At 71.4% G+C, this 9,422-nt stretch carries 10 protein-coding genes; 5 read left to right on the top strand and 5 right to left on the bottom strand.

Annotation, left to right across the window (positions count from 1 at the left end; genetic code table 11):
• Positions 1 to 455, bottom strand: a 455-nt coding sequence (locus tag ACFXB5_RS24445; RefSeq protein WP_385211469.1) for a squalene/phytoene synthase family protein, incomplete at its 3' end; no start/stop codon positions are given.
• Between the two features lie 81 nt (positions 456 to 536).
• Positions 537 to 1,172, bottom strand: a complete 636-nt coding sequence (locus tag ACFXB5_RS24440; RefSeq protein ID WP_385211468.1) for a TetR/AcrR family transcriptional regulator — start codon at positions 1,170 to 1,172, stop codon at positions 537 to 539.
• Between the two features lie 121 nt (positions 1,173 to 1,293).
• On the opposite strand from ACFXB5_RS24440, the gene ACFXB5_RS24435 reads away from it, so the two are divergent.
• On the top strand, positions 1,294 to 2,256 hold the full coding sequence (locus tag ACFXB5_RS24435) for a zinc-dependent alcohol dehydrogenase family protein (protein ID WP_385211467.1): 963 nt from the start codon (positions 1,294 to 1,296) through the stop codon (positions 2,254 to 2,256).
• Positions 2,257 to 2,342: 86 nt separating this feature from the next.
• Positions 2,343 to 3,182: a maleylpyruvate isomerase family mycothiol-dependent enzyme gene (locus tag ACFXB5_RS24430; protein WP_385211465.1), complete on the top strand. Its 840-nt coding sequence runs from the start codon at positions 2,343 to 2,345 to the stop codon at positions 3,180 to 3,182.
• A 13-nt stretch (positions 3,183 to 3,195) separates the two neighbouring features.
• On the opposite strand, the gene ACFXB5_RS24425 is transcribed toward ACFXB5_RS24430, so the two are convergent.
• Positions 3,196 to 3,909 carry a ribonuclease H gene (locus ACFXB5_RS24425; RefSeq protein ID WP_385211463.1) on the bottom strand — a complete coding sequence of 238 codons (714 nt, stop codon included), beginning with the start codon at positions 3,907 to 3,909 and terminating at the stop codon, positions 3,196 to 3,198.
• 226 nt (positions 3,910 to 4,135) lie between these two features.
• On the opposite strand from ACFXB5_RS24425, the gene ACFXB5_RS24420 reads away from it, so the two are divergent.
• Together ACFXB5_RS24420 and ACFXB5_RS24415 are read left to right on the top strand one after the other, a co-directional pair.
• On the top strand, positions 4,136 to 4,963 hold the full coding sequence (locus ACFXB5_RS24420) for an endonuclease I family protein (protein WP_385211461.1): 828 nt from the start codon (positions 4,136 to 4,138) through the stop codon (positions 4,961 to 4,963).
• Positions 4,964 to 5,044: 81 nt separating this feature from the next.
• On the top strand, positions 5,045 to 5,785 hold the full coding sequence (locus ACFXB5_RS24415) for a type 1 glutamine amidotransferase domain-containing protein (RefSeq protein ID WP_385211460.1): 741 nt from the start codon (positions 5,045 to 5,047) through the stop codon (positions 5,783 to 5,785).
• Positions 5,786 to 5,797: 12 nt separating this feature from the next.
• Here ACFXB5_RS24415 and ACFXB5_RS24410 read toward each other — a convergent pair whose 3' ends face one another.
• Both ACFXB5_RS24410 and ACFXB5_RS24405 read right to left on the bottom strand, forming a co-directional pair.
• Positions 5,798 to 7,078, bottom strand: a complete 1,281-nt coding sequence (locus ACFXB5_RS24410) for a M20 family metallo-hydrolase (RefSeq protein WP_385211458.1) — start codon at positions 7,076 to 7,078, stop codon at positions 5,798 to 5,800.
• 38 nt (positions 7,079 to 7,116) lie between these two features.
• Entirely contained in the window at positions 7,117 to 8,238 is a 1,122-nt protein-coding gene (locus tag ACFXB5_RS24405; RefSeq protein WP_385211456.1) for a diaminopropionate ammonia-lyase, read from the bottom strand.
• Positions 8,239 to 8,380: 142 nt separating this feature from the next.
• On the opposite strand from ACFXB5_RS24405, the gene ACFXB5_RS24400 reads away from it, so the two are divergent.
• Positions 8,381 to 9,325: a LysR family transcriptional regulator gene (locus ACFXB5_RS24400; protein WP_385211455.1), complete on the top strand. Its 945-nt coding sequence runs from the start codon at positions 8,381 to 8,383 to the stop codon at positions 9,323 to 9,325.
• Positions 9,326 to 9,422: the final 97 nt, after the last annotated feature.

Here is a 9,422-nt window from a genome sequence, read left to right as displayed (position 1 = left end):
CTCTCAACGGCGGGTCGCACATCGGCGTCCCGTTCGGGTGTTGCGCCCGTTGCGGGGCCAACCGCGTGCACACCCCCCCCACGGCGGCCCGGTGCGCGCCAGCCCCCCCCCCGGCCCCGCATTCCGGGGTGCGCCGAGAGGGTGTGCAGCAGCGGCCGTACGGCGGCATGGTCGCTTTCGCCACCGGCCAGGCCGTCACGTACCTCCTTCACCCACTCCGCGCAGGCCCCGGCGCGCTCCGCGACGGGGCCGCTGTCGAGGAGGGTGTCGGTGCGGTGCATGAAGGCGGTCGCCGCGATCACATGCGGCAGCAACGGCGGAGGCAGCAGCAGGCGCACGGCGAGGTAGGAGCTGCGCCGGTAGCCCGCGACCAGTTTCCGCTGCTGCGTGTAGTCCTCGCGCAGATTGGGATCACCGACCCCCGCGGCATCCAGCGCCCTGTCCCACAGGCCCATGCCCGACCCTCCGGATTCCTCGCTCTTCCGGCGGCCGACCGCCGGAACACTATGCGGGCCGGTCGGCCCTGAGTCATGTCTTTACGTGATCTTGCTTGGTGCCGCGGGTGCCAAGCGTGCCACCGGCGGCAGCGGTGAGTGCTGCGGCGAGGCTTGGAATGCCTGGATCACGAGCGCGGCGAAGCGCCGGGATGCCGCCACCCGGGCGGCCTTCGACGTGGTGTGGATGCCCCTGTTCGCCATCAGCATCAGGACCAGGTCGTCCAGGACGAAGTCGGGACGCAGATGGCCGGCGTCCTTGGCGCGATGGGCCACTTCGGCGATCGATCTCAGCGCGTATTCACGCTCGGCGACGAAGTCCATCGCATCGGGGAAGGTCGACATGAAGGCTTCGGTGAAGCCCCGGCTGCGGGCGTGCAGCTCACAGGTCTTCTCGATCACGAGGCAGAAGCCGCGCCACGGATCCGGCTCTGCATGTCCCTCGTCGACGATGGCGCGACATACGCGCATCTCGTCCGCCAAAGCTTCGGTGGCCAGCATCTGCTTGGTCGGGAAACGGCGGTACAGCGTGGCGGGGCCGACCCCGGCGTGCCGGGCGATCTCCCGCATCGGCACCTTCAGCCCTTCGGCGGCGAACAGCGCGCGGGCCGCGTCGAGGATGCGCTCCCGGTTGTCCGAGGCGTCGGAGCGCAGGGAGTGAGGCAAACGGTCGGTCACCGCTCTCACTTTAGCCAAGTGGACGGGGGCGTCCGTTAGCGTCCCTCGGGCCGGTTCCGATCGATCCCACCGATCCCGTCGATCCCACCGGCCCCATCCATCCCAGAGCAAGGAGACGACCTTGAAGGCAGTCGCGATCCAGGCGTTCGGACCTCCCGAAGGTCTGGCAGTGATCGACCTCCCCGTCCCGACTCCCGCCGCCGGACAGGTGCTGATCGCCACCGAGGCGATCGGGGTCGGCGGCTCCGACGCCGTGATCCGCCGCGGGACGCTCGCCACCTATGGCTTCAAGGAAGGCCATATCCCCGGCAGCGAGGTGGCGGGCACCGTGACCGCGGTCGGTGATGGCGTCGATACGTCATGGGTCGGCCAGCGCGTGTGGGCGTTCACCGGCGTGGGCGGCGGCTATGTCGAGCAGGCCAGCGCCCCCGTCGAGGAGGTCTTCCCCCTCCCCCCGGGCCTCTCCGCTGTCGACGCGGTGACGCTGGGGAACTCCGGAATCGTGGCCCACTTCGGCCTGTCCCATGCCCAGTTCGCCCCCGGCGAGTCGGTGCTGGTGCGGGGCGCGGCCGGCAGCCTCGGCATCATGACGGTCCAGCTCGCGGCGCGTGGCGGTGCCGGGGCGGTGACGGTCACGACGTCGTCGGCCGAGCGTGGCGATCGGCTGCGCAAGCTCGGCGCCACCCATGTGCTGGACCGCTCCGGCGAGGGAGGCGACAACGCTCCCTCCGGCTACGACGTCATCATCGACATCATCGCCGGCGCGGACATGCCGTCCTGCTTCGCCAAGCTCAACCCGAACGGTCGCATGGTGGCCGTCGGCGCGGTCGGAGGCATGCCACCGGCGGACTTCGGTATGACGATGATGGCGGCGTTCCGGAAGTCGATGTCGTTCGCCACTTTCAGCTCCGACACCGTGGCCGAGCCCGATCGTCGTGCCGTACGGACCGAGCAGTTCGACGCCGCGAGCCGCGGCGAGCTGCGTACGGTGGTGCACGAGCTGCTGCCGTTGGAGCAAGCCGTGCTGGCGCACCGGAAGATGGACACCGGCGAGGTGTTCGGCAGGATCGTACTGACACCGTAACCCGCGATGCGATATCGGCGACCGTGGGACACGTGGCACCGTACGTACCCCGGGGGGAGCTTCCCGGCCAGGTGTAGGGAGAGTGCGTGGAATCGGTGAACGGGCAGAGCGACGGCGGGACGTGGCCCGCGGGGCTGGACGAGGCGATACGCGCCACCGCGGCCGACATCGCGGCCGCGCTGCGCGGCGCGTCCGACACCGGGGCTCCGGTGCCCGGGTCGCGGTGGACGGTCGGGGAGGCGGCGGCGCATCTGGCGCAGGCCAATGAGCTGATGGCACACCTCGCGGACGGGAAGGAACGCGGCTACGGGGACGGCACACCGCAGGGGCTGGCGGAGGCGAACCAGCGCGCGCTCGCCGTGTTCGCCGAGCGCCGGGCCGAGCCGCTGGCCGCCATGATCGTGGAGCAGGCCGACGCCTTCCTCCGGTCGGCGGCCCGGCCCGCGTCAGACGCGTCACACGCGTCACACGGCGAACTGGTCACGCCGATGGGCCCGATGAGCCTTGAGGTACTGGGGTCGTATCTGCTGACCCATATGCTCGGCCACGGCTATGACCTCGCCCGTGCGCTGGGCAGCCCGCATATGCTCGACCGGGCCCGGGTCGAGCTGACCCTGCCCTTCCTCACCACGGCCATGCCACGGGTGCTCGACACCAGTGCCGCCGCCGGGCTCACCGCCCGCTACGCCATCCATCTGAGGGGTGGCGCCTGCTTCGGCGCCACCTTCACCGACGGCGCGGTGACCGTCACACCGCGCCCGCCGAGCCGTCCGGACTGCACCATCCTCACCGAGCCCGTGGCCTTCCTCCTCATGGCGCTGGGCCGCCTCGGACCGTGGAGCGCCGTCGCCAGGGGCCGCGTCCTCACATGGGGGCGCAAGCCCTGGCTCGCACCTCGCTTCCCCACGCTCTTCTCCCCACCGTGATCCGCCCCGTGGCTCAGGTGGCGCAGGATGGATGGCCCCAGCCGTCGGGGTTCTTGCTGATGCTCTCGCCCTTGGCGTAGGGCGTACCGCAGCGGCACCGGCCGGGGAACTTCGCCTTGATGGACCCCTTTGAGCCGGTGGCCTTCTTTGAGCCGGTGCCCCTCCCCTGTCCCTGTGCCGCCGCCGTACGCGGGCGCGCCGTGCCACCACGACCGGCCGAGCGCGTCCCCGTCTGGGCCTCGGGCGGTGGCAGGGCGGAGCCGAGCGAAGTGCCCGCGGGTTGCTGGGTACGGGCCGTGTGGCTGGCCGCCCGGTCGGCGGCCGCGTTGAACGGGTCGCCGTCGACCTGGTGCGCCGGAACGTAGACGAACTCCACCGTGCGGCCGGCCAGCAGCTCGTCGATGCGCACCACGAGCTCGCGGTTGGCCACCGGCGACCCCGAGGAGGTCTTCCACCCCTTCTTCCGCCACCCGGGCAGCCATGTCGTGACCGCCTTCATCGCGTACTGCGAGTCCATGCGCACCTCCAGCGGCACGCCCGCGTCGGTGGACTCCAGCAGCTCTCGCAACGCGGTCAGCTCGGCGACGTTGTTGGTCGCGGTACCCAGCGGCCCGGCCTCCCAGCGCTCCACCTCACCGTCGGTGCCGGCGATGACCCATGCCCAGGCCGCGGGCCCGGGGTTTCCCTTCGATGCCCCGTCACACGCGGCGATGATCTGTTCAGCCATACGCCGATACTGCCAGCTCCGCTGATCCGGCCCGACGGCAGACCCGTCGGTCGGCGCTCTCCGCGGCCCCAGGGCGTTCACCGGATTCACGCGGAACGGGCACATCGCGTACACGCGTTCGGGCGTCACACATGCGAGTCTCCGAGAGCTTGTGCCTTGAACGTCCGTACTCGCGGCGCCAGTTGGCAGCCCGGGTACTCGTCTCGGAGAGGACACCCCCCACATCATGTCCACTCATCGCGCGCGCCGGTCACGGCGCCTTCCCCTGCTGGCCGTCGTGGCCGCGGCCGGTGTGGCCGCCCCTTCGGTCGCCGTCGCCAACACACCGGCCACCGCGGACACCACCCGGCCCACGGCCGTGCAGGCGCCCGACGACTACTACCAGGACGCGACGGGCAAGAGCGGCCCGGAGCTGAAGGCGGCGCTGCACACGATCATCAGCGAGCAGACCAAGCTGTCCTACGACGAGGTGTGGGACGCGCTGAAGTCCACGGACGAGGACCCGGACAACCCGTCGAACGTCATCCTCCTCTACTCCGGCCGCTCCCAGGCCAAGGACGCCAACGGCAGCGACCCCGACGACTGGAACCGCGAGCACGTCTGGGCGAAGTCGCACGGCGACTTCGGCACGGCCACCGGGCCCGGCACCGATCTGCACCATCTGCGCCCGGCCAATGTGAAGGTGAACAGCACCCGCGGCAACAAGGACTTCGACGACGGCGGCGAGGAGGTACCCGACGCCCCGGGCAACCGCACCGACGACGACTCCTTCGAACCGCGTGACCAGGTCAAGGGCGATGTCGCCCGGATGATCCTCTACATGGCCGTCCGCTACGACGGAGACGACGGCTTCCCCGACCTCGAGCCCAACGACAAGGTCGACAACGGCTCCGCGCCCAACATCGGCCGTCTCTCCGTACTGAAGAAGTGGAGCGCCGAGGACCCGCCCGACGACTTCGAGAAGAACCGCAACGAGGTCATCTTCGACAGCTTCCAGCACAACCGGAACCCGTTCATCGACCACCCGGAGTGGGTCGACTCCATCTGGAAGTAATCCAGCTGCCGACCCTGGCCCCCTGCCCCGGTACCACGTCGCGCCGGGGCAGGGGCGCCAGTCCTGTGGTAGGCAGTCCTCGTGCGTATCCTCCTCCCCCTGCCCGACCGGGACTTCGACGTCACCGAGGTGGCCGTGCCCTGGAAGCTGCTGACCGACCTCGGCCATGAGGTGGTGTTCGCCACCGAACACGGCGACGGCCCACCCGCCGCCGATCCGCTGCTGCTCACGGGAGTGCTCTTCGGGCAACTCGGTGCGGAGCCCGAGCCCAAGGAGTTCTACGAGCAGCTGACCGGCGAGACCGCCTTCCGCCACCCCGTGGCGTGGGCGGATCTCCGGCCCGAGGCGTACGACGGGCTGATCCTGCCCGGCGGCCACGCGCCCGGGATGCGCCAGTACCTCGGCTCCGGCCTCCTGCGCGAGAAGATCGCGGAGTTCTGGCGGCTGGACCGCCCGGTGGGCGCCATTTGCCACGGCGTCCTCGCCCTGGCCCGCACCCGCGACCCGGCCACCGGCCGCGGTGTCCTCGCCGACCGGCGCACCACCTGTCTGCCCGGCTACATGGAGCGGACCGCGTACTACCTCACGGCCTGGCGACGCGGCCGCTACTACCGCACCTACCCGGCCTACGTCGAGGACGAGGTCGTCGCCGCCCTGGACGACCCTGCCCAGTTCGAACGCGGACCCATCGAGCTGCGGCGCCGTGGCACGGCCACCGATGACACCCCCGCGTTCGTCGTCCAGGACGGCAACTACCTCTCCGCCCGCTGGCCCGGCGACGCCTATCTCTTCGCACGGCGCTTCGCCGCGATGCTCACCTGACCGGCACGCCCGTCAGGACGGGCCTTGCGTGGCCAGCCGGAGGAGGGTGGTCGCGAGGACGTTGACACCGTGGGTGCACGCTTCGGGGGTGGAGTACTCGCGGGGGTTGTGGCTGATGCCGTCGTACTCACCACGCACGAAGACCATCGCCGTGGGGCAGAGCGCGGCGATCTCCTGGGCGTCGTGTCCCGCGCCGGAGAGCAGGGAGATGTGTTCCAGGCCGTGGTCGTCGGCGGCCTGCGCGATGACCTTCTGGACGCGCTCGTCGAAGGGCACGTACGCGGTCTTGGCCATGCGCCGGGTGGTGAGCGTGAGCCCCGGCGTGCCGTCCTCCAGAGTGCGCAGGAAGGCCGCGAGGTCCTCCTCCGCGCGGGCCATCCTTGCATCGTCGGGGTTGCGCAGATCGACGGTGAGCTCGGCGCGGGCCGGGACGATATTGGTCAGGTCCGGATGGACGGCCAGGTGGCCGACGGTGGCGCGCAGCTCGCCGTAGCCACCGGAGTCGACCATGGACCGCAGATGGACACCGATCCGGGCGGCGGCGAGGCCGGCGTCGGCGCGCAGATGGGTCGGGGTGGTACCGGCGTGGGCGGCGCGGCCGTGGATGGTGATCTCCTGCCAGGAGATGCCCTGAACGCCGGTGACGACACCGACCTGGACATCGTTCTCGGCGAGCACGGGACCCTGTTCGATGTGGCACTCGACGTAGGCGTACGGCGGGTCGAGACGCACATCGGCGGGGCCGTGGAAGCCGGTGCGGCTCAGCTCGCCGCCGAGGGTACGGCCGTCGCGATCGGTCAGGGCGTGGGCGTACTCCAGGGAGAGGCGCCCGGCGGCGACCGCGCTGCCGAGCATGTCGGTGCCGAAGCGGACACCTTCTTCCTCCGTGAAGACACCGATCTCGATGGGGCGGCGGGTGCTGATGCCCCGCTCGTCGAGGGTCCGCACGACTTCGATGCCGCCCAGGACTCCGAGACAGCCGTCGAAGGCACCGGCGGTGGCCACGCTGTCGATGTGCGACCCGGTCAGTACGGGCGCCGCCGTGGGGTCGGTGCCTTCGCGGCGGCCGTAGATGTTGCCCATCCGGTCGATCCGGACGGTCAGCCCGGCCTGCTCCAGCCACGCGATGACCTGACGCCGCCCGGCGGCGTCGGCGTCGGTGAGGGCCGGCCGGTTCACCCCGCGCAGACCGGTGCGCTCGTCGTCGTACGCGCCGATCTCGGCGAGGTCCATCAGCGACTGCCACAGTCGGTGGCCGTTGACGGTGATCGTGTCGGGGGCGGGGCCGGTCATGTTCGTTCTCCCACGGGTGGTCGGACGCGGATGGGTTTTCAGCTGTCCGCGGTGGTGGCGGCGGGGTTGGCCGCGCTGCCCTCCGTGCTCAGCAGCACGACGGTGGAGGCGGGGCCGAGGCCCAGGGCGGCGCGGCGCTCGTCGGCGCCGTCGCCGGTGAGCGCGGCCCGCAGCCCGGCGAGCGAGGCGGCGCCGCAGGGGCCGTTGGAGATGCCGAGCCGGGCGAGGTCGCCGACCGCGCGGGCGCTCGCGGTGTCAGGGATGGCGATGGCCGCGTCGAGCCCGTCGCGCAGTTGGGGCCAGGCGATGCTGGAAGGGGTGCCGCAGTTCAGTCCGGCCATGATGGTCTCGCCGGTGGTGACGCTGACCGGTTCGCCACGCGTGAGGCTCTCGATGACGCAGGGGGCGGCCGTGGGTTCCACCGACAGCAGCGACGTGGGCGGCCCGGCCGGGCGGCTGCGGTAGTGGGTGACGACGGCGTGGGCCAGCGAACCGACCCCCACCGGGATGGCGATGAGGCCGGGCGTCCCCGCTCCGGCGGCCGCCAGTTGCTCGTCGACTTCGGCGCAGAGGGTGGAGTAGCCCTCGACGATCCAGCCCGGTATCCGTTCATAGCCGGGCCAGGCGGTGTCCTGGACCAGGAGCGCGCCCGGTGCGGCGGCCGCCTCGGCCGCCCGGCGCACGGCCTCGTCGTACGCGCCCGTGACCTGGGAGACCTCCGCCCCCTCGGCGGCGATGGCCGCCACGGCCTCCGGATGGACACCTCGCGGCACGAAGATCCGGGCGCGGTGGCCGAGCAGACGCGCCGTCCGGGCCACGGCGCGGCCATGGTTGCCGTCGGTGGCGCTCACCAGGGTGACGGGCGCGGTGGCAGCGCCGTGCGCGGCCCGTGCGGCGAGGGCGCGGTGCACGGCCCAGGACGCGCCCAGGGCCTTGAAGGCGGGCAGGCCCAGACGGCACGACTCGTCCTTGACGAAGACCCGCCCGACCCCCAACTCGGCGGCCACTGATGGGAGTTCGGTGAGCGGGGTGGGGGCGTAGCCGGGCAGGGCGGCATGGAAGTCCCGTACCTCGGTGGGGGCGGGCGGACAGGTCCAGGCCCGGGCTGCGGGGCGGGCGAACCACGGCGGCTCGCCGGTGGAGGAAACGTAAGCAGGCACATAGCCAGCGTGCGGCCCGCAGCTCCCATCGGTCCAGCGAATGTTTCCCATCTATATTCATCGGCGAAACCGATGAATCGTGGGGCCCTTCGCAAGGATGCCCGGCCGACGATCCGCAGCGAGGGAAGAGGAGCCGCACCCCGTGTTCGACCTGCACCGACTGCGTCTGCTGCGCGAACTCAAGCACCGCGGCACCCTCGCGGCCGTCGCCGCCGCGCTCTCCTACAGCCCCTCGTCCGTCTCCCAGCAGCTGTCCCAGCTGGAGGCGGAGGTCGGTGTCCGGCTGCTGGAGCCGGTGGGCCGGCGGGTGCGGCTCACCGAGCAGGCGGAGATCCTCGTCGCCCATACCGAGGCGGTGCTGGAGCGCCTGGAGCACGCCGAGGCGGACATCGCCACCTCCCTGACCGATCTGACCGGCACCCTGCGCATCGCCTCGTTCCAGACGGCCACTCTCGCCCTGGCGCCCGGCATGCTGAGCCTGCTGCGCGACCGTCATCCCGGCCTTCGGGTGCACGTCACACAGATGCCACCGGAAACGGCGATCCCCGCGCTTCAAGCGCGCGATTTCGACCTGGTCGTCGCCGAGGAGTACCCGGGCAACCCCTACCCCCGGCCGCCCGGTCTGGAGCAGGAGGATCTGCTCGATGACCCCCTCCACCTCGCACTGCCCGCACCGGCCGGTGAGCGGAGCAGCACCGGGCCCGATCCCAGGGGCGGCCCCACGGCGGCGTTGCGCTCGCTCGCCGGCCATCCCTGGGCCATGGAGCCCGAGGACACGGCCGCCCGCCACTGGGCCATGACCCTGTGCCGGAACGCCGGTTTCGAGCCCGATGTGCGATTCGAGACCACGGACCTCCTGATCCATCTCCGCCTCGTCGAGCGGGGCCACGCCGCTGCCCTGCTCCCCGGCCTCGTATGGAACGGAGCACCCCCGACCGTCGCGGTGCGACAGCTCCCCCGTGGCCAACGCGCCCGCCGTGTCTTCACCGCGGTACGCCGGGGCCGCAGCCGGCACCCAGCGATCACGGCCTGCCGCCACGCACTGCGGCAGGCGGCCGCGGACCTGGCCACCTCGGCCGAGGGGTGAAACGAAGCATCGTCGGCCTCGACCGCGGACGGTCGGGGCCCACCATTTTTAACCACACGCTCAAATAAACATATTCGTCAAACCACATTGGGGAAAT

It is taken from the genome of Streptomyces sp. NPDC059455, from assembly GCF_042750115.1.
Taxonomy (GTDB): Bacteria; Actinomycetota; Actinomycetes; order Streptomycetales; family Streptomycetaceae; genus Streptomyces; species Streptomyces endocoffeicus.
The sequence above is the reverse complement of the archived record's forward strand: the minus strand, read 5'-3'. Positions and strand labels throughout refer to the sequence as shown.